Source organism: Planotetraspora sp. GP83, from assembly GCF_041262585.1.
Taxonomy (GTDB): Bacteria; Actinomycetota; Actinomycetes; order Streptosporangiales; family Streptosporangiaceae; genus JAOEGB01.
Map to the genome: position 1 here is coordinate 201,510 of NZ_JBGCBZ010000011.1, position 24,820 is coordinate 226,329.

18 protein-coding genes and 1 pseudogene are annotated in these 24,820 nt (G+C 71.2%); 8 read left to right on the top strand and 11 right to left on the bottom strand.

The features are described from left to right. Window positions 1–54: 54 nt before the first annotated feature. A complete protein-coding gene (locus ABH927_RS17845) occupies window positions 55–1,773 on the bottom strand; it encodes a VanW family protein (protein WP_370022876.1) in 1,719 nt (572 codons plus the stop codon). A gap of 183 nt (window positions 1,774–1,956) precedes the next feature. On the opposite strand from ABH927_RS17845, the gene ABH927_RS17850 reads away from it, so the two are divergent. Both ABH927_RS17850 and fahA read left to right on the top strand, forming a co-directional pair. Further along, complete coding sequence (locus ABH927_RS17850) at window positions 1,957–3,168, top strand: pyridoxal phosphate-dependent aminotransferase (protein WP_370022878.1); 1,212 nt, start codon at window positions 1,957–1,959, stop codon at window positions 3,166–3,168. A gap of 23 nt (window positions 3,169–3,191) precedes the next feature. After that, window positions 3,192–4,394: a fumarylacetoacetase gene (gene fahA, locus ABH927_RS17855; RefSeq protein ID WP_370022881.1), complete on the top strand. Its 1,203-nt coding sequence runs from the start codon at window positions 3,192–3,194 to the stop codon at window positions 4,392–4,394. Between the two features lie 66 nt (window positions 4,395–4,460). On the opposite strand, the pseudogene ABH927_RS17860 reads toward fahA, so the two are convergent. The 9 genes and pseudogenes from ABH927_RS17860 to ABH927_RS17900 all read right to left on the bottom strand — a co-directional run. Next, window positions 4,461–4,829 (bottom strand): annotated as a pseudogene (locus tag ABH927_RS17860) (DJ-1/PfpI family protein); the annotation flags it as partial. Between the two features lie 380 nt (window positions 4,830–5,209). Continuing rightward, window positions 5,210–6,169 carry an ROK family protein gene (locus tag ABH927_RS17865; RefSeq protein ID WP_370022882.1) on the bottom strand — a complete coding sequence of 320 codons (960 nt, stop codon included), beginning with the start codon at window positions 6,167–6,169 and terminating at the stop codon, window positions 5,210–5,212. Window positions 6,170–6,216: 47 nt separating this feature from the next. Continuing rightward, on the bottom strand, window positions 6,217–7,317 hold the full coding sequence (locus tag ABH927_RS17870; RefSeq protein WP_370022884.1) for a Gfo/Idh/MocA family protein: 1,101 nt from the start codon (window positions 7,315–7,317) through the stop codon (window positions 6,217–6,219). Continuing rightward, a complete protein-coding gene (locus tag ABH927_RS17875) occupies window positions 7,314–8,186 on the bottom strand; it encodes a sugar phosphate isomerase/epimerase family protein (RefSeq protein ID WP_370022886.1) in 873 nt (290 codons plus the stop codon). The genes ABH927_RS17870 and ABH927_RS17875 overlap by 4 nt, the downstream gene beginning before the upstream one ends. Window positions 8,187–8,200: 14 nt before the next feature. Beyond that, window positions 8,201–11,215, bottom strand: coding sequence for a glycoside hydrolase family 2 TIM barrel-domain containing protein (locus tag ABH927_RS17880; RefSeq protein ID WP_370022887.1), 3,015 nt, complete (start codon window positions 11,213–11,215; stop codon window positions 8,201–8,203). Beyond that, window positions 11,208–12,056, bottom strand: coding sequence for a carbohydrate ABC transporter permease (locus tag ABH927_RS17885; protein ID WP_370022889.1), 849 nt, complete (start codon window positions 12,054–12,056; stop codon window positions 11,208–11,210). The genes ABH927_RS17880 and ABH927_RS17885 overlap by 8 nt, the downstream gene beginning before the upstream one ends. Beyond that, entirely contained in the window at window positions 12,056–13,018 is a 963-nt protein-coding gene (locus tag ABH927_RS17890) for a carbohydrate ABC transporter permease (RefSeq protein WP_370022891.1), read from the bottom strand. The genes ABH927_RS17885 and ABH927_RS17890 overlap by 1 nt, the downstream gene beginning before the upstream one ends. A gap of 1 nt (window position 13,019) precedes the next feature. Continuing rightward, complete coding sequence (locus ABH927_RS17895) at window positions 13,020–14,294, bottom strand: ABC transporter substrate-binding protein (protein ID WP_370022893.1); 1,275 nt, start codon at window positions 14,292–14,294, stop codon at window positions 13,020–13,022. 11 nt (window positions 14,295–14,305) lie between these two features. Then, window positions 14,306–15,244: a carbohydrate kinase family protein gene (locus ABH927_RS17900; protein WP_370022894.1), complete on the bottom strand. Its 939-nt coding sequence runs from the start codon at window positions 15,242–15,244 to the stop codon at window positions 14,306–14,308. Between the two features lie 164 nt (window positions 15,245–15,408). On the opposite strand from ABH927_RS17900, the gene ABH927_RS17905 reads away from it, so the two are divergent. From ABH927_RS17905 to iolD, 5 genes are all read left to right on the top strand, one after another. After that, the gene (locus ABH927_RS17905) at window positions 15,409–16,161 is read left to right on the top strand and encodes a DeoR/GlpR family DNA-binding transcription regulator (RefSeq protein WP_370022895.1); all 753 of its coding nucleotides are present in this window, start codon (window positions 15,409–15,411) and stop codon (window positions 16,159–16,161) included. Continuing rightward, on the top strand, window positions 16,158–17,498 hold the full coding sequence (locus ABH927_RS17910) for a 6-phospho-beta-glucosidase (protein WP_370022897.1): 1,341 nt from the start codon (window positions 16,158–16,160) through the stop codon (window positions 17,496–17,498). The genes ABH927_RS17905 and ABH927_RS17910 overlap by 4 nt, the downstream gene beginning before the upstream one ends. A gap of 6 nt (window positions 17,499–17,504) precedes the next feature. Beyond that, complete coding sequence (locus ABH927_RS17915) at window positions 17,505–20,657, top strand: alpha-mannosidase (RefSeq protein ID WP_370022899.1); 3,153 nt, start codon at window positions 17,505–17,507, stop codon at window positions 20,655–20,657. A 9-nt stretch (window positions 20,658–20,666) separates the two neighbouring features. Beyond that, window positions 20,667–21,638, top strand: a complete 972-nt coding sequence (locus ABH927_RS17920; RefSeq protein WP_370022901.1) for a Gfo/Idh/MocA family oxidoreductase — start codon at window positions 20,667–20,669, stop codon at window positions 21,636–21,638. 67 nt (window positions 21,639–21,705) lie between these two features. Beyond that, window positions 21,706–23,556, top strand: coding sequence for a 3D-(3,5/4)-trihydroxycyclohexane-1,2-dione acylhydrolase (decyclizing) (iolD, locus tag ABH927_RS17925; RefSeq protein WP_370022903.1), 1,851 nt, complete (start codon window positions 21,706–21,708; stop codon window positions 23,554–23,556). A 139-nt stretch (window positions 23,557–23,695) separates the two neighbouring features. Here iolD and ABH927_RS17930 read toward each other — a convergent pair whose 3' ends face one another. Continuing rightward, complete coding sequence (locus tag ABH927_RS17930) at window positions 23,696–24,253, bottom strand: hypothetical protein (RefSeq protein ID WP_370022905.1); 558 nt, start codon at window positions 24,251–24,253, stop codon at window positions 23,696–23,698. 103 nt (window positions 24,254–24,356) lie between these two features. Here ABH927_RS17930 and ABH927_RS17935 point away from each other — a divergent pair, with 103 nt between their 5' ends. After that, window positions 24,357–24,791, top strand: coding sequence for a hypothetical protein (locus tag ABH927_RS17935; protein ID WP_370022907.1), 435 nt, complete (start codon window positions 24,357–24,359; stop codon window positions 24,789–24,791). Window positions 24,792–24,820 lie beyond the last annotated feature (29 nt).

Genomic DNA, 24,820 nt, shown 5'->3' on the forward strand with positions numbered 1-24,820 from the left:
CCCTCCCCGTCCGGCGCCCGGGGAGGGGGCGCGACGGGTGGGCGGGGAGTGCGGTCAGGAACCGGCCCCGCAGGTCAGGCTGGGCTCCGGTGTGTAGACGGTGTGGAACTTCTGCTTGCGGACGACCTCTCCGTCCTTGCGGAAGATCCGCCACACGTCGATGGCGAAGCCCTCGACGCCGGTCATGGGGATGCAGCGGGGGCCGGAGTCGGTCAGCGTGGCGAAGCCCTTCACGTTGTAGCGGGCCGAGCTCTGCGACTCGATGTCGAAGCGCTTGGTGCTCCAGAACTGCACCGTGAGAGAGGTGCTGGTGTACGACGTCTTGATCAGCACGCCGTACGGCGAATCATTGCGCCAGCGGAAGTCGGGCTGTGGGTAGGACACCGTCGACTCCCGCCCGGCCGGGTAGCGCGAGATGTAGAACGAGTGCGGCGTGTGCTGCACGTCCTGGAAGCCGCCGAAGAACACGGCGTTGAACATCGTCGTGGCGAACTGCGAGACGCCGCCGCCCACGGCGTTGACGTACCTGCCGTTGAGGATCATCGGCGCTTCCACGAATCCCCGCGCCTTGTCGCGCTCGCCCACCACGCCGTTGAGGGAGAAGGTCTCTCCGGGCATGACGACGTGGCCGTCCACGATGTCCGCGATGCGGTGGATGTTGGTGACGCGTGGCGCGCAGCAGGGATGGGCGGTCGTGAACGAGCCGACCTTCTCGGCAACCCCCAGCCCGCGCGCCTGCTCGGTGGTCAGCCGCGGCTTCCCCCGCGTGACAGGGACCACGACGGTACGGCTGCCGCCGCCGGTGACGGCGTCGGCGACGGATCTGCCGAGCGCGGCCGCGTCGATCCCCCTGCCTTCACGGGCGGGGACCACGCGCGGCTTGCCGTTCACGATGGTGAAACCGGCGTCCTTCGGCGCGAGATCCGCACCGATGAGGTCGTCCTGGAGCTCCACTGCGACCGAGGCCGCGTCGAAGGAAGGCCGCATCGCGCCGTCGCCGTCCGAGGCGAAACGCAGGTGGGCGGCGAGTTGTCCGGGCGTGAGCGTGGCCTGCCGCGACCCGTTCGTCAGCTTGACGGGAGCCGCGACAGCCGTACGGGCCGTGGTGTCCGCGACGCGACCCACCTCGCTCGCCGGGACCTTCGGACGGACGACGCCGATCGGGAGCGGGACGGGGCCGTCCGGCTGGAGATAGGCCGCGCGCAGCGTCCTCGCCGCCTCTGCCTGGTCGAGAGCCCGCCCGGCCCTCGGGAGTACGGCCTGCGGTTCGAGGCCCCGGTAGCTCACGCGGCCCTCCCGCGCCGGCTTGTCGACGGTCGTGGCCAGCTCGGCGACGGCCACCGTGAGCCGCTCCTCGTCGACGTCCACCCGAGGCGCGAGCTCTCTCGTGCCGAGCAGCGCCCGCACCACACCGGCCGGGCTCGGCCATCCTCCGCCCGCCGCGGCGACCGTGCCCGGATAGTCGACCGACAGGCCGATCGCGTCCGGCGAGAGCCGCACCCGCTTTCCGGCGACCTCCGCGGTCACGGGACGGGCGGCGGTCGCGGCCATCTCCCGCCGCAGCCTGCTCTCCGCCGCCGCCGGGGAGAGACCGCCGATGCCGACTCCCGCGACCCGGGTGCCGGGCGGGACCTTCCCGGACAGAGCCGCCGCAGCCACGACGTAGCCCACGACCGCGAGCGCCAGGACGGCCGTGACCCCGAGGATCGCCGCCTTGCGCCGCCGGCGACCGCTGGGGGCCGAGCCGGGCTCGCCAGGATCGATGGAGGACATGCGGGGCGTCAGTTCACCGGCTCGCCGGGGAGCCGTCGCCGGCTGGCAAACCACGCTGGGGAGAAACGCCGCATATCACACGGACACGGTATCCATGAGGACAGAACACGCGGACGCCGGGTCCGTTATGGGCACTGGACCGAGGTCCGTTATGGGCGCCTGGCCGCGGGCTAAAGTGCGTCCATGGAGATCAGCCAGTCGCACAAGCTCGCCAACGTCTGTTACGACATTCGCGGTCCAGTGCTGAAACGAGCGGCCCAGCTGGAAGCCGAAGGCCATCACATCCTGAAGCTGCACATCGGCAATCCTGCGCCGTTCGGGTTCGAGGCTCCCGAGGAGATCGTCCAGGACATGATCCGGAATCTCCCGCACTCCCATGGCTACGGCGACTCCAAGGGCATCTTGTCCGCGCGGAGGGCCGTCGTCCAGCACTACGAGGAGCGCGGCCTCGCGGGGCTGACCGTCGAGGACGTCTATCTCGGCAACGGCGTGTCCGAGCTCATCGTGATGGCGTTGCAGGCGCTGCTCAACAATGGCGACGAGGTGCTGATCCCCGCGCCCGACTATCCGTTGTGGACCGCGGCGGTGTCGCTGAGTGGCGGCACCCCGGTGCACTACATCTGCGACGAGCAGGCCGGCTGGTTTCCGGACCTCGACGACATCGAAGCGAGAATCACCGACCGCACCAAGGCGATCGTCATCATCAACCCGAACAATCCGACGGGGGCGGTCTACCCGCGTGAGCTCCTGGAGCGTCTCGCCGGCCTCGCCCGGCGGCGCGGGCTCGTCGTGTTCGCCGACGAGATCTACGACCGCATCCTCTACGACGGCGCGGTCCACACCTCGATCGCGACACTGGCGCCCGACCTGCTCTGCCTGACCTTCTCCGGCCTGTCGAAGACCTACCGGGTGTGCGGATACCGCTCCGGATGGATGGCCATCTCCGGAGCGAAGGACCGGGCGGAGTCGTACATCGAGGGCCTGGACATCCTCGCCAACATGCGCCTGTGCCCCAACGTGCCCGGCCAGCACGCGATCCAGGCCGCGCTCGGCGGCCGGCAGACGATCAACGACCTGGTCAGGCCCGGCGGCCGGCTGTACGAGCAGCGTGAGCGGGCGTGGAAGCTGCTCAACGAGATCCCCGGCGTGAGCTGCGTCAAGCCGGAGGGCGCCCTGTACGTCTTCCCCCGGCTGGACCCCGAGATGTACCCGATCTCCGATGACGTGCGCTTCGCCCTCGACCTGCTGGAGAAGCAGCGGATCCTCGTGGTGCAGGGCACCGGCTTCAACTGGCCCCGGCCCGACCATCTCCGCATCGTCACCCTGCAGCACGCCGACGACCTGGAAGAGGCGATCGGCCGCTTCGGCGCCCTGCTGGCCACCTACCGGCAGTGACACGTGAGAGAGGCGGCTTTCCGATGACGACAGGCTGGGTTCCCGTCCCTGAGGGCTCGCACTTCCCCATCCACAACCTGCCCTACGGGATCTTCTCGCCGCGCGGGGAGCGGGCGCGGGCCGGAGTGGCCATCGGCGAGCAGGTGCTCGACCTCGCGGCCGCGCTCGGCGACGAGGTGTTCGCGGGCGGCTCGCTCAACGCGTTCCTGGCCCAGGGCCCCGGCCGGTGGGCCGCCGTCCGGAGGCTGATCACCGAGCTGCTCACCGACGAGAGCCGCCGCGCTGAGGTGGAGCGCGCTCTGCACCGCCTCAGCGACGTGACACTCCACCTGCCGTTCGAGGTCGCGGACTACGTCGACTTCTACGCCAGCGAGCATCACGCGGCCAACCTGGGCCGGATGTTCCGCCCCGGATCCGAGCCGCTCACGCCGAACTGGAAGCACCTGCCCATCGGCTACCACGGGCGCGCGGGCACCGTCGTCGTCTCGGGCACCCCGGTCGTACGGCCGCGCGGGCAGCGCAAGACGCCCGGCGAGGACGCGCCGACATTCGGGCCGACGCTGCGGCTGGACATCGAGGCGGAGGTCGGCTTCGTCGTCGGCGTGCCCAGCCCCCTCGGCACGCCGGTGCCGACGACGGACTTCTCCCGGCATGTGTTCGGCGTGGTGCTCGTCAACGACTGGTCCGCCCGTGACATCCAGTCGTGGGAGTACGTGCCGCTCGGCCCGTTCCTCGGCAAGTCATTCGCCACCTCGGTCTCGCCGTGGGTCGTGCCGCTGGAGGCCCTGGCCGCCGCCAGGGTGCCGGGCCCCGTCCAGGAGCCGCCGCCCCTGCCGTACCTCGGCGTGGCGGAGCCGTGGGGGCTCGACCTGACGCTCGAAGTGCGGCTGAACGGGCACACGGTGTCCCGGCCGCCCTACTCGTCGATGTACTGGACCCCCGACCAGATGCTCGCGCACATGACCGCGGGCGGCGCCTCGTTGCGCACCGGCGACCTGTTCGCCTCCGGCACCGTCTCCGGGCCGGATCGCGGCCGGCGGGGCTCCCTCATCGAGCTCTCCTGGTCCGGCGCCGAGCCCCTCACCCTCCCCGACGGATCGGTCCGCTCGTTCCTGGAGGACGGTGACACGGTCACCATCACCGCCACGGCTCCCGGCCCGTACGGCACGCGCATCGGCTTCGGCGAAGTCACCGGACGCGTCCTCCCCGCCGTCGACGCCCCCTGACTCGTAGGTGTCCGCGTAGACGGCAGCCGGCAACCGGCAACCGGCACACGTACCGGGCCAGTGGGTGGTCGCCGGGCGGCCGGCCAGCAGCCCCGCCGCGGCGTACACCAGCGACCCGGTGCACACGCTCGTCATCAGCGGCACCCGTTCCCGCTGGTCGCGCACCCACGTCAGGTGGTCGGCGTCCTTCAGCTGCGGACGGGTTCCGGCCCCGCCCGGATGGACGAGCATGTCCAGCGGCCCCACGTCGGCGAACCCGCGGTCGGCGTGCAGGGTCAGCCCCTTGGCTGCGCGCACCGGCCCCGCCTCCCTGGCGAACGCCACCAGCTCGGCCTCGCCGGGACACGCCCGCGCCCATATTCCGAACACTTCCCACGGCCCGACCGCGTCCAGCTCTTCGACCTGGTCGAACAGCAAGATTCCGATTCGCGTCACGCCGCCAGTCTGCCATCCGAGCGTCCGCCCTGCCCTGGGCGTGTCAGCGTAGGAGAAGGTTCAGCAGCACGGTGAGCACGATGGAGGCGATGATCGAGCAAGCGATCATGGTCAGGCATCCCGCGGCACCGCCCACCGGGCGAACTCTGAAGTTACGCGCCATGCTGCCGCCCTACCCCCGGACGACCCTGTGAACCTCCGGCATTCCGGCCGTCCTCATCGGTTAACCAGGCGATTCGCGGGTAGGCGACCGCCCCGCCGAAAGGCCGGTCCGCACCCGGCGCGGAAGTTGACCATGGCAATAGTGCTGGTATTCCGGCCCTTGGACAGCACTGACGTCATGATCGATTCCTTGCGCCGGTCACAAGGCTCCGTGTCGCTTACGCGGTTTCCTGCTGTACGGCTGCCGCCGCGCCGACGAGGCCGGTGTCGGAACCCAGGGCGGCCGGGAGGATCTCGATGCCATGGGTGAACGTCAAGGTCGCGTGGGCGCGCACCGCCTGGCGGAGAGGGTCGAGCAGGACGGCCCCCGCCTGGGCGACGCCCCCGCCGACGACCACCACCCGGATGTCGGTCACCGCCGCGGTGGCGGCGACGGCGACGGCGAGGGCGTCGGCCGCCCGCTGGAACACGGCGACGGCGACGGGATCTCCTCGCATGGCCGACGCCGCGACCCCGGCCGCGGTGGGAACCACGTCGGTTGATGTGCCGGTTCCGTCGGCGGAGGGGCTCCAGCCGTTCCGCAGCGCCCAGCGGGTGATGGCCGGTCCGCTGGCGATGGTCTCGACGCAGCCGCGGGCACCGCACGGGCAGGGCTCCCCGGTGGGGTCCACGACGATGTGCCCAACATGACCGGCGTTTCCGCTCGGGCCCTGATGCACCCGGCCACCGAGGACGAGCCCGCCTCCGATGCCGGTGGAGACCGTGACGCAGAGCGCGTCCGGCCGGCCGCGCGCCGCGCCGTACCGGTGCTCGGCGGCGGCGATCGCGACGCCGTCCCCGATGAGCCGCACCGGGAGCGGGCCGGCGAGTGCGGCCACCCGGTCGAGGAGGGGGAAGTCCCGCCACGCCGGCACGTTGACCGGGCTCACCGTTCCGCTGTGGACGTCCACCGGACCCGCGCTGCCGATGCCGACCGCCTCGACGGAGCGCCACTCCGGCAGGCCCATGAGGTCGGCGAGCGCGCCGGCGACCGCGCCCATGACCGTCTCGGCGGGCTCATCGGCGGGAGTGGGGCGGACCGCACGCCGCAGCACCGTGCCGTCCGCCGCCACGATTCCGGCCGCGATCTTCGTGCCGCCGAAGTCGATCGCGGCGACGAGCCGTCCGTCAAACGCCATCGGCGGCCTGCTCCCTTCCTCTTCCCTGGGCCCGAGGGTCCGCGACCTCAGGCGTACGTCTCCACCTGGGCTTCGCCGCCGGGGGTCAGGCCGTCCAGTGCGAGCAGCCTGGTCACGGCCTGCTGCGCGGTCACGATGTCCTCCAGCGCCCCCGGCACACCCGTGAGTGGCGGGACGCCGGTGGTCACCATAGCGTGAAAGGCCGCGAGCTCCCGCTCGAAGGACGGGGTGACGTCACCGAACGCCAGGCGGCCCTCGGCGCTCACGTCGGTGAGCTCGGTGGACGCGCCCAGCAGATACGGCGTGGGGAAGACCACCTCGAACGTGCCGGTCGCGTGGTGCACGGCCACGGTCTCCCGGTAGGCGGGGTAGTCCTCCAGGTAGTGCCAGTGGATGGCGTAACGGCCACCGGCCCGCAGCGGTCCCGCCATCTCGACCGAGCGCCCGCCCGCTCCCGGCCAGGTCGTCACGTGATCGACGTCGGCGGCCCCGCCCGCGAGCAGGCGCAGCAGCGACAGGTCGTGGCAGATGCTGTTGAGGATGGTCATGTAGAGCCCCCGCGCCTGGGGAGGAGCGTCCCCGATGGCGGCGCGGATCAGCTCGTCCTCCCCCGTCCGCAGCCTGCCGATCACCTCGGCGGGCACGTCGGCGGGGGGCGGGGGGAGCCGCGCGAAGGCGAGTTGCGAGCTGTCGCTCGGGTGCAGGACGGTCACCTGGATGGCGCGCACGTCGGCGGGCCGTCCGGCGACCCGCTGGACGGCGGGGTCGTACTGCTTCATGTACCCGACCATCAGCCGGGGCCGCTCGGGATCCTCCAGTTCGGCGATCTCGGCCGCCTCGGCGCGCGTGTACGCCAGGGGCTTCTCGCACAGCACGGCGTAGCCCCGGCGGAGCGCGTCCACGACCACGCGGCCGTGCGAGCCGGAGGTCAGCACCACCACGGCGTCGAAGCCGCCCGCGTCGAGCATCTCCGTCACGTCGGTGTAGCGCCCGGCCACGCCGTACCTGTCGGCCATCCGCGCGGTGAGCGACGCCGACAGGTCGCAGAGGGCGACCACCTCGAACAGGTCGCCGCGCCGCTCCAGCAGGGGCAGGTGGACCGTCTGCGCGATGACGCCGAGCCCGGCCACCGCGACCTTGAGCCTCACAGGCCCACACCCCTCAGGAACTCGCGGTTGGCCCGCTGGTCGGCGAGGATCGCGTCGAGGTCCTGGCCGGTCGCCGGAGCGTCCTGCTCGATCACGATCCAGCCCTCGTAGCCGACCTCGCGGAGGGCGTCGGCGAACCCGGCGATGTCCACCTCGCCCTGTCCCAGCGCGGGGAAGCAGCCGTTGGCCACCGCCGTGGTCAGGTCGCCGCCCTGGGCGAGGACCGTACGGCTGGCGTCCTTGATGTGGACCTGGGTCACCCGGTCCGACCAGGCCTTGAGCGCGGCGACGGGGTCGCCTCCGGCGAGCCAGAGGTGGCCGGTGTCGAGGCAGATCCCGACGTCGGTGAGCTCAAGGAGCTTCTCGACGTCGGCCGCGGTCTCCACGTCGGTGCCGAGGTGGTAGTGGAAGGCCGGTTCGAGACCCGCCTGGCGGCACACGTTGGCCGCGATCTGCACCCGGGCGGCGAACTCCGGCCACGCCTCGCCGGGGATCCCGGGAGCCACACCGCCGGGCTTGGCGAACCTGGCGACGTTGCTCGGGCACGCCAGCGTCGGCCTGGGGGCGAAACGCGGGTCGTCCACGGGCACGCTCGTGAACACCTCAAGCGCCGCCCGCAGCCCGGCGAGGTCGGCCTCGAACCCGTCGGCGTCGCCGTACCGGAGGTCGACCCAACCGCCCGCCAGCCCGAGCCCTGCCCGCACGAGGTCATCCGAGTGCAGGTAGCCGATCGGGCCGGAGTCGACGCCGTCGTAACCGGCCTCGGCCATTCCGGCGAGCAGTTCGCCCGCCCCGATCAGGTCGGTATTGCGGCTGTAGATCCCGAAGTTCACGGGGGCGCTGGCCACCCGTGTCGCCGTGACTGCCAAGAGACTTCTCCGATTCACGTGAAGGACAGGACCCAGGACCAGGTATAGGTGCCGGGACCGACGAGATACGGCGGCAGCGCGTCGGGCCCGCAGGAGGCCGTGCCCAGGCCGCGGTGGGCCGCGTCGATGTGGACGACGCACCGCGTCAGGGGAACCAGCTCGTCATGGTGCGAGGCCGCCGCGAGGTCCTCGTCGCGGTGGCGGGTGACGCTCACCTGGCGCGGCTCGTCGAGGTCGACGGCGAGGCGGCCCGCGCCACCGGTCAGCGCGAACCGGCGCACGGCGTGCCTGCCGCCGCTCTCCTGCGGCCGGACGTACGGCGTGAAGAGCTCTTCCACCCCGGCACGGTACGCGCCGACCGGGCCGCCCGTGCGGCGGTCGGGATAGGTCTCCCAGGGGCCCTGCCCGAACCATTCGAACGCGTCGAACCCGGACACCGTCTCCCAGACCGAGCCGACCCGGGCCACGTCGGCGAGCGCGTCCGGCAGCACGGCGGTCTCCTGAATGAGAATGCCGCCGGCGAGGGGCGTGAGCGCCTGCTCGTGCGCGATGGACACGCCTCGCGCCCCGACGTACTCGGCCCGGACGACGATCCGGCCGTCCTGCCGTACGACATCGAGGGGTTCGCGGGTCAGCGCGTGGAGGCCCTGCTCCTCCCAGCGGGCGGCGATCCCGCCGATGCGGTCGTTGTCGGTCGGGGCACGCCACAGGCTCAAGGTGGGCGGGCTCGCCAGCAGCGGGTGGACGAGCAGCCCCTCGCCGTCGACCTCGACCGGCCACGACGCGTCGACCTCGGCCGGCCACGGCCCGGAGATCGCTCCCGCGCGGGCGAGCAGGTCACGGCCCTCGTCGCGCAGCCGGACCTGGGGCAGGCAGACCGTGGTTCCGGCGGGCGCCCACGGCAGGTCGTGCCGGGTGGTCACCCGCAGGGTCAGCCACGCCTCGCTCAGCCCGGCCGGCTCGCTCAGCCCGGCCAGCAGCTCGGACGGCGCTTCGACCGTCGCGGAGCCGCCCGCCGGGATCGGGGGCAGTTCGGCCGGGGCTGTCCGGAGCGGACCGCCGGGCGCGGCGAGTTCCCACTCGGCGGTCAGCCACGAGAGGTCCCGGAAGTGCTGCCGGTTGTGCACCACCACCCGGACCGAGCCCGCACCGGAACCCGAGTCGTCGAGCGTGATCCGCACGGGGGCGGCGATCTCGCGGTGCTCGAACATGACGGGCTTGGGGGTGCGGTCGGGGAAGACCACGCCGTCGATGCAGAAGTTGCCGTCGTTGGGGTGGTCGCCGAAGTCGCCGCCGTAGGCCCACCGGTAGCCGGGCTCGGTGACTCCCGCCTCGTAGCCGCCGCCGGGCGCGGGGCGGCCGTCTGCAGCCCGCTGGAGCAGGCCGTGGTCCCAGAACTCCCAGATGAAGCCGCCCTGCAGACCGGGGGTGGACTCGATGGCCGCCCAGTAGTCCGAGAGCGAGCCGTTGCTGTTGCCCATCGCGTGGGAGAACTCGCACAGGATGAGCGGCCTGGTCTGCCTGCCGGAGCGGGCATATCCCACGATCTCGTCGATGGAGGCGTACATCGGGCAGGCGATGTCGCTGGCGACCTTGCCGTGCTCGTAGTCGTACTTGATCGCGCCCTCGTACTGCAGCGGGCGCGTCGGGTCGTAGCTCCGCAGCCACCCGGCCGCGGCGTCGTGGTTGACGCCGTAGTCGCTCTCGTTTCCGAGCGACCAGATGATCACGCTCGGGTGGTTCTTGTCCCTGCGGACCATCCGCGACACCCGGTCGAGGAAAGCGGGCAGGTACGCCGGGTCGTCGGCGATCTCCGTGCCGTTGGCGTGGCTCTCGATGTTCGCCTCGTCGACGACGTAGAGGCCCAGCTCGTCGGCCAGGTCGAGGAGCGCGGGGTCGTTCGGGTAGTGCGAGGTCCGGACGGCGTTGAAGCCGAACTGCTTGATCGTCACGAGGTCGGCGCGCATGTCCTCGACCGAGACCACGCGGCCGGTCCGCGGGTGGAAGTCGTGCCGGTTGACGCCCCGGATGTAGACGCGGACGCCGTTGACCAGCAGGTCCCTGCCGACGATCTCCACGTTCCGGAACCCGGCCCGGTGCCGCGTCTCGTCGGCCACCGTGCCGTCGGGGCGGAAGAGGCGCACGGTCAGGCCGTACAGCTCCGGCGTCTCGGCGCTCCACGCCCGTACGGCGGGCACGGTGGCCCGGAACCGGACGCGGCCGAGCCAGCGGGAGTTCTGCTCCCGCTCCACGAGCAGCGCGGCGTGGTCCCCGTCGACCTCCAGCTCTCCAACAGCCTCGCCGGCCTCGCCGTCCAGCGACGCGGCGACACGCCAGCCCTCGGGCAGCGGGCCGTCGGCCGACTTCACCTGGACGTCGACGGTCAGGTCTCCGGCTCCGCCGTCGGCGAGGGCCGCCCTGATGTGGACGTCGTCGACGAACAGCCGGTCGGTAGCGTAGAGGAGCACGGGGCGGGTCACGCCGCCGTGCCACCACTGGTCCTGGTCCTCGACGAAGGTGGCGTCGGACCACTTGACCACCGTGAGCCCGATCGTGTTGGGCTCGCCGGGCCGTACGGCATGGGTCACGTCGAACTCACCGGCGAGGTGGGAGTCCTTCCCCATGCCGACGTCTGTGCCGTTCACCCGGACCAGGACGACGCTCTCCGCGGCTCCGACGTGCAGGACGACGCGACGGCCCGCCCACTCGGCGGGCACGTCTACCTCCCGCTCGTAGACGCCCGTCGGGTTGGCCGACGGCGGGCGCGGCGGGAGGTCCGGCCAGGGCATCTGGAAGTTCGTGTACTGCGGCCGGTCGGCCACGCCGTGGATGTCGTCGAAGTCCTGCATCGTCCAGCAGCCGGGGACGTCGATCTCCGTCCACCGGCCGGCGAGGGACGCGTCAGGCCGCGGCAGGAGCTGGAACCGCCACCGGCCGTCCAGCGTGATCCCCCGGTGTCGTACGGCGTGCGCGGGCAGGCGGCGCCATCCGGTGATCTCGGGCGCTTCCCATACGGGCAGGTCAGCCACGCAGGGCTCCCTTCACGGCGTCGGCGACGAAGCCGCGGGCGAACAGGGCGAACACCACGACCAGCGGCGCGACGGCGAGCAGCGCGCCGGCCATGACCATGCTGTAGTCCGTGTTGTGCGCCGTGTTGAGCTGCGACAGCGCCACCTGGAGGGTCAGGTTCGACGGGTCGGTCATGACGATCAGCGGCCAGGCGTAGTCGTTCCACGAGCCGATGAAGGTGAAGATGCCCAGGAACGCCAGGCCGGGGCGGATGATCGGCAGCGCGACGTTCCAGTACTGCCGGAAGAACCCGGCCCCGTCGAGGCGCGCGGCGGCGATCAGGTCGTCCGGGACGGCGCCCATGATGTACTGCCGCATCCAGAAGATGCCGAAGGCGTTGGCGGCGGCCGGGACGATGAGCGCCTTGACCGTGCCGACCCAGCCGATGTTCACCATGATGACGAACTGCGGGATGAGCGAGAGCTGCGCCGGGAGCATGAACATCAGGAGGAGGGCGCCGAACAGGTACTTCCGCCCGGGGAACTCGTACTTCGCGAAGGTGAAGGCCGCGAGCGAGTCGAAGAAGAGGACCAGCACGGTCGTGGAGCACGCCACGATCAGCGTGTTGAGGAACGACCCGGTGAAGTCGATGCTCTCGAACACCCGGCTGATGTTGTTGAACAGCTCGGGCCCGAAGACGAGCTTCGGGGGCACCCGGTACACGTCCTGCGTGGTGTTGCTCGCCATGACGGCGGTCCAGTAGAACGGGAACAGCGAGACGACGACGCCCGTCGCGAGCACGAGGTGGAGGACGAGCCTCCCCAGCGGCACCGGCTTCTTGTTCGTCCGTGTCGCGGCCACTACGCCGCCTCCTTCTCGCGGCGCTGCACCAGGCGCCAGTTGATGGCCGTGAACAGCAGGATCACCAGGAAGACGGCCCAGGCGATGGCCGCGCCGTACCCGTAGTCGTTGTTGCCGAAGGCCTCGCGGTAGAAGTACAGGATCGCGGTGAGACCCGCCTGGCCCGGCCCGCCCGAGTCGGGGTTGATGGAGGCGTTGCCGCCGAACAGGACCTGCGGCTCGGTGAAGGTCTGCATGCCGTTGATCGTCGAGACGACCACGGTGAACAGGATGATCGGCCGGAGCTGCGGGATCGTGATCTTGAAGAAGGTCTGCACCGGCCCCGCGCCGTCGATCTTGGCGGCCTCGTACATCTCGGTGGGGATCGCCTGCAGACCGGCCAGATAGATGATCGCGTTGTAGCCCGTCCACTGCCAGGTGATGAGGAAGGCGATGACGAGCTTGATCGTCCACTCGTTCGTCAGCCACGGCACCGCGCCGATGTGCAGCCAGCCCAGGATGATGTTGACCAGGCCGACGTTGCTGCTGAAGACTGCGCCGAAGAACAGCGCGATCGCCACGATCGACGTGACGTTGGGGATGAAGTACGCGATCCGGTAGAACGACGTGAACCGCACGCTCGAGTTGAGCAGGACCGCGATCACCAGCGCCAACAGCAGCATCGGGACCGTGGACAGGATCCAGATGACGAAGGTGTTGTACAGCGCCAGCCAGAACGTCGAGTCCTTGATCAGGAACTGGAAGTTCCGCAGGCCCACGAAGGTCATGTCTCCGACGCCGTCCCAGCGCTGGAACGCCAGGTACAGCGAGAACAGCACCGGCACCAGCATGAACACCGTGAACAGCAGGTAGAACGGCGAGATCGCGAGGTACTGCGGCCAGTACGTCCTCAGCGCCCCCTTCCTCCGGCCCGCCGGCGCGCGGCGGGCCTTCGGAGCGACCGTGGTGCGGGTGGCCGTCACCTCAGTTCCCACCCTGGCGATCAGCGATCTCCTTGGCCTTGCTGACCGCGTCGGACCAGGCGCTGTCAGCGTTCTTGCCCTTCGTCCAGACGTTCAGCAGCTCGTTGATGAAGGGCGCGGACACCGCCGCGTCGATGGGCGACTCGTACTGGACCGGGATCTTCTGGGCGGCGTCGCCGAAGACCTCGATGGTCTTCTGGCCGCCGAAGAACGGGTCCGGCGCGATCAGCGCGGGGAGCGAGTAGGCCGCCGGGCTGGACGGGAAGAGGGCGGCGTCGGTGAAGCCGCGGGCCTGGTTCTCGGGGCTCAGCAGCCACGTGATGACCTGGAACGCGAGCTGCGGGTTGCGGCTCTCCTTGGGGATCGCCAGGAATGAGCCGCCGTAGTTGGCCGGGCCGCTCGGCATGGCGACCACCCGCCACTTGCCCTCGTTGTCGGGCATGTTCGCCTTCATGTCCAGCGCGCGCCACGCGGCGCCCATGATGGACGGCACGGTGCCCTTGGCGGCGACCGCGAACAGGTCCCGGTCGTTCGCGGCGTACGGCGCGGCGATCCCCATCTGGATGGGCTTGACCGAGAGGTCCCACGCCCGGCGGACGTGGTCCTGGTCGCCGATGAACTTGCCGCTCTCGTCGATGAAGCGCTTGGACCCTTGGCCGATCACGAACTGGAAGATCCCCGTGGGGTCCTGGACCATGAAGGTCCCGGGGACGGCGGTCTTCAGCTTCTGCCCGGCGGCGTAGTAGTCATCCCAGGTGGACATGGCCGCCGCCACGTCCTCCGGCTTCTCGGGCAGCCCGCCCTTGGCGAAGACGTCCGGGCGGTAGAACATCGCGGTCGGGCCGATGTCGATCGGGAAGCCGATGAGCTTGCCGTCCTTGGTCGAGCCCTGCTTCCACTTCCACGTCACGAACTGCGACGCGAGCTTGTCCGCCCCCAGCGTGTTCAGGTCGGTGAACCGGTTGGCCTGGACCAGCAGGGACGAGATGTCCTCGCCCTTGATGCCGGTGATGTCCGGGACGAACCGGCGGCCGGTCAGCGTGGTCACCAGCTTCTGCTTGAAGTCACCGCCGATCAGCGACGGCTTCAGCTTCGTCTGCGTGAAGTGCTTCACCGCGTCCGCGACGACCTTGTCGCTGAGGCCCCCACCCCAGTACCAGAGCGTCAGCTCCTTGGCGTCGGCCCCCGAACCGGAGCCCGAGCCGCACGCGGCCAGCGCGGCGGAACCGGCGGACAGGAGGGCGGCCTGCAGAAGCCTTCTCCGGGAGAGTTCCATATCAGGGCCTTTCACTGAGGGATGACATCCGAGAGGAATGCGTAGTCGCGGCGGAGATCCGGGTCGGTGACGTCCTGCCACCAGCGGGCGATCCCGGTCCAGCCGGGGGCCGCCATGGATCCCCCGATGCCCTGCACGGAGAGCGCGGCGGACAGGTTGGCGAACCGCAGCCGGTCGGCGAGCGGCCACCCGGCCAGCGTGGCGGCGACCAGGCTCGCCCCGAACACGTCGCCGGCCCCGGTCGGGTCGATCGCGTCCACGGCGAGCCCCGGGACTCGGGCGGACTCGCCCGTGGTGGCGTCGACGGCGAGCACGCCCTCGACTCCGCAGGTCACGACCGCCAGCGGCACCAGCTCGCCCAGCTTCGCCAGCGCCGCCTCGGGGGTGTCGGTGCGGGTGTAGCTCATCGCCTCGTACGCGTTGGGCATGAAGGCGTGGCACCCGGCGAGCTGGTCCAGCACGTCGGGCGACCATTCCTGCGACGGGTCCCAGCCGAGGTCGGCGAAGATCAGACCGCTGGCCTGGACGGGTCCCGCCTCCAGGTGGACGATCGACGCGCGGGCCGTCGGAGGCTCGCCGAGCAGATCCTCCGGGGTCCCCGGCGGCTCCGCGCCGTGGGTCACCAGCGCCCGGTCTCCCTGGTAGGCCAGCGAGACGGTCACCGGCGTGTTCCAGCCGGTCAGACGCCGCGACGGGGACAGGTCCACGCCTTCGGACTCAAGGGTGTCCCAGCAGTGGCGACCATAGGAGTCGTCTCCGAAAGCGGCCGCCAGCGATGTGCGCAGTCCGAGCCGTCCGAGTGTGACGGCGAAGTTGGCGATGCCGCCGGGTCCCGACGCCATGCCACCGGTCCACGTCTCGGTGCCCAGCTTGGGCGCGTCCTCCAACCCGGTGAAGACCAGGTCGTAGAACAGCAGCCCTGACAGGAACACGTCAACGTCTGCGCTCATGCGGCTTTACCCACCTTATGAGAATAATGAACTGATTTGGCCGGATCGAACCAACCGAGTACGCAGGATCGTGCACCCATGAGCAGTCCTTTAGCAAGAGGCTGACCGAAAATGCTCGGATCGACCTATAGCGGTGAGCGACTTTGCGCGCTATGGTCGCTGACATGCTCAGGGACCGACGGCACGAGTTGATATTGCGCATCCTCCGCTCCGACGGCCCGGCCACCGTCGAGCTGCTCGCGGAACGGCTGGGCGCCAGCCACGCCACCATCCGGCGCGACCTCGTGCAGCTCGGCGAGGAAGGGCTGCTCAGGCGCGTGCACGGCGGCGCGATGCCGATCGACGACAGGGACGACCCCTTCATGGACGTCGCCGAGATCAGGTCCGAGGAGAAGGACGCGATCGCGCGGCGCTGCGCGGAGCTCATCAAGGACGGCGAAACCGTCCTGCTCGACGTGGGGACGACCACGCACCGGGTGGCACGGCAGCTCAAGGGCCGTTCCCTCACGGTGATCACGAGCAGCCTCGCCGTGCTGGACGAGCTCCAGGACGAGGAGAGCATCCAGGTGATGCTCCTCGGCGGGATGCTGCGGCGTGACTACCGGTCGCTGGTGGGCTACCTGACGGAGGACAACCTGCGGCAGGTGCATGCCGACCGGCTGATCCTCGGCACCAGCGGGGTCCGCCCCGGCGGGCAGGTCATGGACACCACCGTGGTGGAGGTCCCGGTCAAGCGGGCCATGATCGCGGCCAGTGACCGCGTGGTGCTGGTGGCCGACGTCGGGAAGTTCCCCGGGACGGGCATGGCCAAGGTCTGTGAGCCAGGTGATCTGAACATCGTGGTGACTAACGCGCCCGTGGAGCCGGTGACCGGCGCCGCGCTGCGCGAAGCGGGGGTAGAGGTGATCGAGGTATGAGGCTGACCATTCTCGGCGGCGGGGGCTTCCGGGTCCCGCTGGTCTATCGAGCGCTCCTGGAGGACCGGGGGAAGGGCCGGGTGACCCACGTCACCCTGCACGACCTGGACGCCTCCCGGATCGCGACGATCGGCCGGGTGCTCGCCGAGCAGGCCGAGGGCGTCCCCGACGCCCCGGAGGTGCGTGTCACCACCGACCTCGACGAGGCCCTCGCCGGAGCCGACTTCGTGTTCTCGGCGATCCGCGTCGGCGGGCTGGAAGGCCGCGCCGTCGACGAGCGGGTCGCGCTCCAGGAGGGCGTGCTCGGCCAGGAGACGGTGGGGGCCGGCGGCATCGCCTACGGCCTGCGCACGCTGCCGGTGGCCGACCACATCGCCCGCAGGGTCGCCGCGGTCGCCCCCGACGCCTGGGTCATCAACTTCACCAACCCCGCCGGCACGGTCACCGAGGCGATGTCCCGCCACCTCGGCGACCGGGTCATCGGCATCTGCGACTCCCCCGTCGGGCTCGGCCGCCGTGTCGCCCACGCGCTGGGGGTGGATCCGGCCGCCGTCTGGCTCGACTACGCCGGCCTCAACCACCTCGGCTGGCTCCGCGCCGTACGCGTCGGAGGCCGTGACCTGCTGCCGGGCCTGCTCCAGGACGAGGACGCCCTGACCTCGTTCGAGGAGGGCAAGCTCTTCGGCGGCGAGTGGCTGCGGACGATCGGCGCCATCCCGAACGAGTATCTGCACTACTACTACTTCAACCGCGACGCGGTCGAGGCCGCGCGGGCGGCCCGGCAGACCCGGGGCGCGGTGCTCATCGACCAGCAGCGGCGCTTCTACTCGGACACCTCGGGCTCCGCGCTGGACCTGTGGGAGAACACCCGGCTGGAGCGCGAGACCACCTACATGGCGGAGAACCGCGAGGCGGTCGGCGCCGGGGAGCGCGAGTCCTGCGACCTGGAGTCCGGCGGCTACGAGCAGGTGGCCCTCGCCCTCATGCGGGCGATCGCGCTGGACGAGCGCACGACGCTCATCCTCAACGTGCGCAACCGCGGCTCCATCAGCGCCCTCGACGGCGACGCCGTCGTAGAGGTGCCCTGCTTCGTGGACGCCAACGGCCCCCGGCCGGTGGCCGTCGACCCGCTTCCCGACCACGCCCAGGGCCTGGTCACCAGCGTCAAGGCGGTCGAGCGGGCGGTCATCGAGGCGGCCACCACCGGCTCCCGTCAGGCCGCCCTGCGCGCCCTGGCCGTCCACCCGCTCATCGACTCGGTCACACTGGCCGGACGGCTGCTGGAACGTTACGAACAAGAGCTTCCCCAGCTCGGCTACCTCCGCGGAAGGAACTGAACACCGATGCACGATGACCGCGAGTTGGTCGAGGGGCGGATCGACCGGGTGCTGCGGCAGCGGGTCATCCCCGCGATCTATGCCGAGCGTGTTCCCCTGCGGTTGGCCGCCTGGCATGTTCCGGATGAGCCGGTGCCGGTGGCGGACGCCCTGGCCGCGGACTATGAGCCGTTCGAGGCGGGGACCCGGTGGGGCCGGCCGTGGTCGACCACGTGGCTGCGCGCGACCGGGACGGTGCCGGCCGAGTGGGCCGGGCGGCGGGTCGAGGCCGTGTTCGACCTGGGCTTCGTCGGCGACTGGCCCGGCAACCAGGCCGAGGCGCTGGTCTACGACCTGGACGGCCGGCCCGTCAAGGGCATCGAGCCGATGAACCAGTACGTCCCCGTCGCCAACCCCAGCCAGGGCGGGGAGCAGGTCGGCCTGCTGCTGGAGATGGCCGCCAACCCCGACATCCTGGCCAACGACTTCCTGCCGACGCCGCTGGGCGACAAGGCCACCGCCGGGGACGAGCCGCTCTACCGGCTGGCCCACGCCGACCTGGCCGTCCTCGACGAGAACGTGTGGCACCTGCGCCTGGACATCGAGGTGCTGAAGGAGCTGATGGCCGAACTGCCCGTCGACAGCCCGCGCCGGCACGAGATCCTCCGCGCGCTGGAGCGGTGCATGGACGCCATCGACATCCAGGACGTGGCCGGCACCGCCGAGCGGGCGCGGGCGCGCCTCGCCGGCGTGCTGTCCTCCCCCGCACACGCCAGCGCCCACACCGTCTCCGCGACCGGGCACGCGCACATCGACAGCGCGTGGCTGTGGCCGATCCGGGAGACCAAGCGCAAGACGTCGCGGACGTTCTCCAACGTCACCGCGCTGGCCAAGGACTACCCGGAGTTCGTGTTCTCCGGGCCGCAGGCCCAGCAGTACGCCTGGGTGAAGGAGCGCTACCCGGAGATCTTCGAGCGGATCCGGGAGGCGATCAAGGCCGGGCAGTGGATCCCGGTGGGCGGCATGTGGGTGGAGGCCGACGGCAACCTGCCCGGCGGGGAGGCCCTGGCCCGCCAGCTCGTGCACGGCAAGCGGTTCTTCATGGACGAGTTCGGTGTCGAGCCGCGCGGGGTCTGGCTGCCCGACTCCTTCGGCTACACCGCCGCCTACCCCCAGATCGCCCGCCTGGCCGGGATGGACTGGTTCCTCACCCAGAAGATCTCCTGGAACCAGACCAACAAGTTCCCCCACCACACCTTCTGGTGGGAGGGCATCGACGGGACCCGGATCTTCACCCACTTCCCGCCCGCCGACACCTACAACGGCACGTTCGAGGGCAAAGAGCTGGCCCATGCCGTCCGGAACTACGCCGAGAAGGGCGCGGGTGTGCGGTCGTTGCTGCCGTTCGGGCACGGCGACGGCGGTGGCGGCCCCACCCGCGAGATGCTGGAAAAGGCCCGCCGCCTGCGCGACCTCGAAGGCTCCCCCCGCGTCGTGATCGAGGACCCCAACGCGTTCTTCGCCGCCGCCCGCGCCGACCAGCCCGACGCCGCCGTCTGGTCCGGCGAGCTGTACCTGGAACTGCACCGCGCCACCTACACCAGCCAAGCCAGGACCAAAGCCGGTAACCGGCGCAGCGAGCACCTGCTCCGCGAGGCGGAACTGTGGTGCGCGACCGCCGCCGTCCACACCGGATTCGCCTACCCGCATGAGGAACTGGACCGGCTCTGGAAGATCGTGCTGCTGCACCAGTTCCACGACATCCTGCCCGGCAGCTCCATCGCGTGGGTGCACCGCGAAGCCGAAGCCACCTACGCCCAAGTCCGCGCCGACCTCGAAACCATCACCGCGACGGCCGCCGCCGCGCTCGCCGGGACCGGCCAGTCCGCCTGGGTGCTCAACACCAGCCCGGAGACCCGCGCCGAGGTCGTGACCGTCCCCGCCGACCTCGCAGCCGCCCTGGCAAGTGAGCCGACGGGCGGGCTGGCGGGCGACACCGGCCAGACCCTCACGGACGGCTCGGCCGCCGTCTACGCCGAGGTCCCCGGCTCCGGCACGGCACGGCTCAGCGCGTCCGTGACGCCGCCCGCGCCGGTCACCGTCACCGAGACTCAGGTAACGACGATCGACAACGGCGTGATCCGGTTGGAGATCGACGAGGCGGGGCTGTTCACCTCGGTCAGGGACCTGGTCGCCGGCCGCGAGGTGCTCGCCCCCGGCTCCCGCGGCAACCTGCTCCAACTCCACACCGACTACCCCAACTACTGGGACGCCTGGGACATCGACCGCCACTACAAGCGGCAACACCTCGACCTCACCCAGGCCGACTCGGTCACCGTGACCGAGCGCGGGCCGCTCCTCGCCGCCGTCCGGATCGAACGCTCCTTCGGCGCCTCCCGGATCGTCCAGACGGTCCGGGTGACGGCCGGCAGCCCCCGCATCGAGATCGAAACCGACATCGACTGGCACGAACGGGAGAAGATCCTCAAGGCCGCCTTCCCCCTCGACGTGCACGCCGACCGCGAAGCCTCCGAGATCCAATACGGCCACATCTTCCGCCCCACCCACACCAACACCAGCTGGGACATCGCCCGCTTCGAGGTCTCCAACCACCGCTGGATCCACCTCACCGAACCCGGCTACGGCATCGCCATCGCCAACGACTCCACCTACGGCCACGACGTCGGCCGCACCACCCGCCCCGACGGAGGCACCACCACCACCGCCCGCCTCAGCCTCGTCCGAGCCCCCCGCGTCCCCGACCCCGAAGCCGACCAAGGCAAACACCACCTCACCTACGCCCTCGTCCCCGGCGCCACCGTCGCCGACGCCGTCGCGTCCGGCTACGCGGTCAACCTGCCGCTCCGGGTCACGGCGGGCGGCACCGGCGACGCCCCCGCGCCGCTGGTCACCGCGGAGGGCCGCGCCGTACGCATCGAGGCCGTCAAACTCGCCGACGACCGCTCCGGCGACGTGATCGTCCGGGTGTACGAGTCGCTCGGCGGCCGGGGTACGACCCGCCTGCTACCCTCCTTCCCCGTGAGTTCGGTGGAGGTCGCCGACCTGCTGGAGCGCCCGCTCGGCGAGACGCCGGTCTCCGTGGAGGCCGACGGCGGCATCCCGGTCAGCCTGCGGCCGTTCCAGGTGCTGACGCTGCGGCTGCGCCGCGAGAATTCGTAAGGAGTCGTCATGCGTGTGGGTTTGCTCGGCCTCGGCCGAATCGGCGAGTTTCACGCCGCCACCCTCTCCTCCCTCGTGGACGAGCTCGTCGTCTCCGACGCCGACGCGGCACGGGTCGCGGCCGTCGCGGAGAAGTACGGCGCCACGACCGGTGACCCATTCGACGCGGACGCGGTGGTGATCGCGACGCCGACCTCCACCCACGCGGAGCTGCTGATCCGCGCCTGCGACAAGGGCGTGCCGGCGTTCTGTGAGAAGCCGGCCGCCCCCACCGTCGGGGAGACGCTGGAGGTCGTCGACGCCGTCGAGCGCAGCGGCACCATGGTGCACATCGGCTTCCAGCGGCGCTTCGACGCGGGCTACACCGCCGCCAGGCAGGCGCTGCTCGACGGCGAGCTGGGTGACCTCCATCGGGTGCACATGCTCACCGGGGATCCGGCGCCGCCTCCGGCCGGATACGTGGCGCAGTCCGGCGGGATCTTCCGCGACTGTCACATCCACGATTTCGACATTCTGCGCTGGGTCACCGGCCGCGAGGTGGAGACGGTCTACGCCATCGGGTCTAATCGGGGCGCGGACTTCTTCGCGGCGGCGGGCGACGTGGACAACAGCGCCGCCGTTCTCACCCTGGACGACGGCACCCTCGTCACGATGCAGGGGTCGCGCTACAACGGGAACGGCTACGACGTCCGCATGGAGCTGGCCGGGACGCGGGCGACCTGGGCGGTCGGGCTGAGCGCCCGGTCGCCGCTGCACTCGGCCGACGGCCTCACCCCGCACGGCGACCCGTGGCCGGACTTCCAGACGAGGTTCGAGGACGCCTACGTGGCGGAGATGGGCGCCTTCCTGGCCGCCGCCCGGGGTGAGCGCGAGAGCCCGTGCACCGCGCGGGACGCCCTCGCCGCCCTCTACCTCGCCGAAGCCGCCGACCTGTCCCACCGCGAGGGACGGCCGGTCGCCCTCCGCGAGGTGACCGCTTGACGATCGCCGAGGCGGCCGCCGTGGACACGGCCGCGTCCCTGACGCGCGTGCCACTCGGGAGGAGGGCATGAGGCCGACGGTGCGGCTGACGGTCGCGCAGGCGCTGGTCAGGTTCCTGTCGCAGCAGTGGAGCGAGCGGGATGGAGTCGAGCGGCGGCTCATCGAGGGCTGCTTCGGCATCTTCGGCCACGGCAACGTGGCGGGCATCGGCCAGGCGCTCGCCGAGCAGGGCGCGGGCACCAAGTCGGCCCTGCCGTACTATCTGGCCCGCAACGAGCAGGCGATGGTGCACACCGCGGTGGGGTACGCGCGGGCGACCGGCAGACGGTCGACGTTCGCCTGCACGACCTCGATCGGGCCGGGAGCGACCAACCTGGTCACCGGCGCGGCGCTGGCGACGATCAACCGGCTGCCCGTGCTGCTGCTGCCTGGCGACATCTTCGCGACCCGCGTCGCGAGCCCGGTGCTGCAGGAGCTCGAAGACCCCCGATCGTACGACGTCAGCGTGAACGACTCCCTCAGGCCGGTGAGTCGCTTCTTCGACCGGATCAACCGGCCCGAGCAGCTCCCCTCGGCGCTGCTCGCGGCGATGCGCGTGCTGACCGACCCGGCCGACACGGGCGCCGTGACCCTCGCCCTGCCCCAGGACGTCCAGGCCGAGGCGTACGACTGGCCGGAGGAGCTGTTCGAGCGCCGCGTCTGGCACATCGCCAGGCCCGTGCCGGAGCCGGCCGCCGTGGCGAGAGCCGTACAGGCGTTGAGCGGCTCGAAGAGGCCGCTGATCGTCGCCGGGGGCGGGGTCAAGTACAGCGAGGCGTGGGACGAGCTGCGGGAGTTCGCCGAGCGGTACGGCGTCCCGGTCGCCGAGACGCAGGCGGGCAAGGGCGCGCTGCCGTACGACCATCCGCAGGCCGTGGGCGCGATCGGGCACACCGGCACGGCCGCCGCGAACGCGCTGGCCCGAGAGGCCGACCTGGTGATCGGGGTCGGCACCCGGTACAGCGACTTCACCACCGCCTCGCGGACCCTCTTCGGCGAGGCCAGGTTCCTCAACGTCAACGTGATGGCGTTCGACGCGGCCAAGCATTCGGGCGTGTCGCTCGTCGCCGACGCCCGAGAGGGACTGAGGTCGCTCGATGTGAATGGCTGGCGGGCCGACCGCGAATGGACCGCGCGGGCCACGACCCTGTCCCAGGACTGGCAGGCCGAGGTCACCAAGGCGTACGGCGGGCCGACGCTGACCCAACCGGTGCTGCTCGGCGTCCTCAACGAGGTCGCCGAGGGCGGCGTGGTCGTCAACGCGGCCGGGTCGATGCCCGGCGACCTGCACCGGCTGTGGCGGCCGTCGGACCCCGGGCAGTATCACGTCGAGTACGGATACTCCTGCATGGGCTACGAGATCGCCGGTGGACTCGGGGTCAAGCTCGCCCGGCCCGAGCGCGAGGTGTTCGTGCTCGTGGGCGACGGGTCCTACCTGATGATGGCCCAGGAGATCGCCACCGCCGTGCAGGAGGGCGTCAAGCTCGTCGTCGTGCTCGTGGACAACGACGGTTTCGCCTCGATCGGCAACCTCAGCGAGTCGGTCGGCGCGCAACGGCTGGGCACCTCCTACCGGATGCGGGGCGCCACTGGGGATCTCGACGGCGGACGTCTGCCCGTGGACCTGGCCGCCAACGCGGCCAGCCTCGGGGCAGACGTCCTGACCGCCGACGACCCCGCTTCGCTGCGGGCGGCGCTGGACCGTGCCGTCGCGTCGTCCCGGACCACGGTCGTCTACGCCAGGGCCGCCCCGGCCCCCGGTCCCGACTCCCAGGCCTGGTGGGACGTCCCCGTCGCCGAGGTGTCCGAGCTCGCCGAGGTCCGGCAGGCCCGGAGCCGCTACGAGAAGGCCAAGCGCGGCCAGCGCCCCTACCTGTGACGATCACCTGACGACTACCTGAGATCACCTGCCGACAACCGCCGCGCCGTACGGCCCGCTTTGACGCGGAACCGTACGGCGCGGCCGCGCGTCACCCCGCCCGGGTGTCAGGCCGGGCTCGTGTCAGGCCGGGCTCGTGTCAGGCCGTCCGGGCGCATCGCGTCGTCGGGCTGAAAATCCAGCAGTTCCTGAGGTCTTGGGTCACGTTCCCGGCGGAGACGCTGGGGGCGGACTGCGCGGTCACGGCGATCTTGGCGACGGGCGGAGCGAACACCCAGCTCGGGGCGGCGGGCGAGGCCGCCTGCGCCAGGGCCGCCTGTGGTCTCCCGAACAGGTCGATCGTCCGCCCACGCCACGGTGCGAGGCTCCAGGTCGAGGCCGTGGATCCCGCCAATGGCGGCAGAGGAAGGACGCCGTTCGGGACTCCACCCGGAAGTCCACCGGGAAGGCCGCCCGGAAGACCGCTCGGCACGCCGCCGTAGATGCCGTTGGGAACACCCGCCGGAAGGCCGCCCGGGAGACCGTTCGGGACACCATTGGGGACGCCGTTGGGGAAACCGCCGTAGATGCCGTTCGAAACCCCGCCCGGCAGGCCGCTCGGGAGGCCGCCGTAGATGCCGTTGGGAACGCCGCTCGGGAGGCCGAACGACGGCGAAGGCAGGACGGCCGGGGAAGCGACAGGGGTCGGTGTGATCACCGCGGACGGCGTCACCGTGGGGGTCGGGCTTGCCGCGGGCGGATCCGTCTTCTTGTCCCCCTTTGGAGCGTCCGGCTTCTGATCGGGGGCCTTCGAGGTCGGCTTGGAGGACGGTTTCGACGGTTTCGACGTCGGCTTCGACGAATGCTTCGGGGTTGGAGACGGGCTGGGCGACGCGGTGGGCGTAGGCGTGGGCGACGCCGCAGGCGTGGCGGTCGGCGTCGCAGTGGGTGTCGCAGTGGGTGTCGCGGCGGGTGTCGCGTCCGGAGTCGCCGTGGCGGACGCCGTAGGCGTGGCGGCCGGGGTGGAGGTCGGCGTATCGGTGTCGGTCGGTCTGGCGGAGTGCGTCGGCTGTGACGTCCGCGCGTCCGGGTCCGCCGACTTCGCCGCCGGCGGTTCCGAGTGCGGCGGCTCCGAGTGCGGCGGTTGCGACGCCGCCGGTTCGGAACGGGGCGGCTGCGAGGACGACGGGTCCGCGGTGCGAGTCGCATCGCCCGCGGAGCTCGGCTCAGGATTCGACGGAGCGTCTCTGTTCTGAGACGGCTCGGGCTCGTGGGCCGAGGTCGG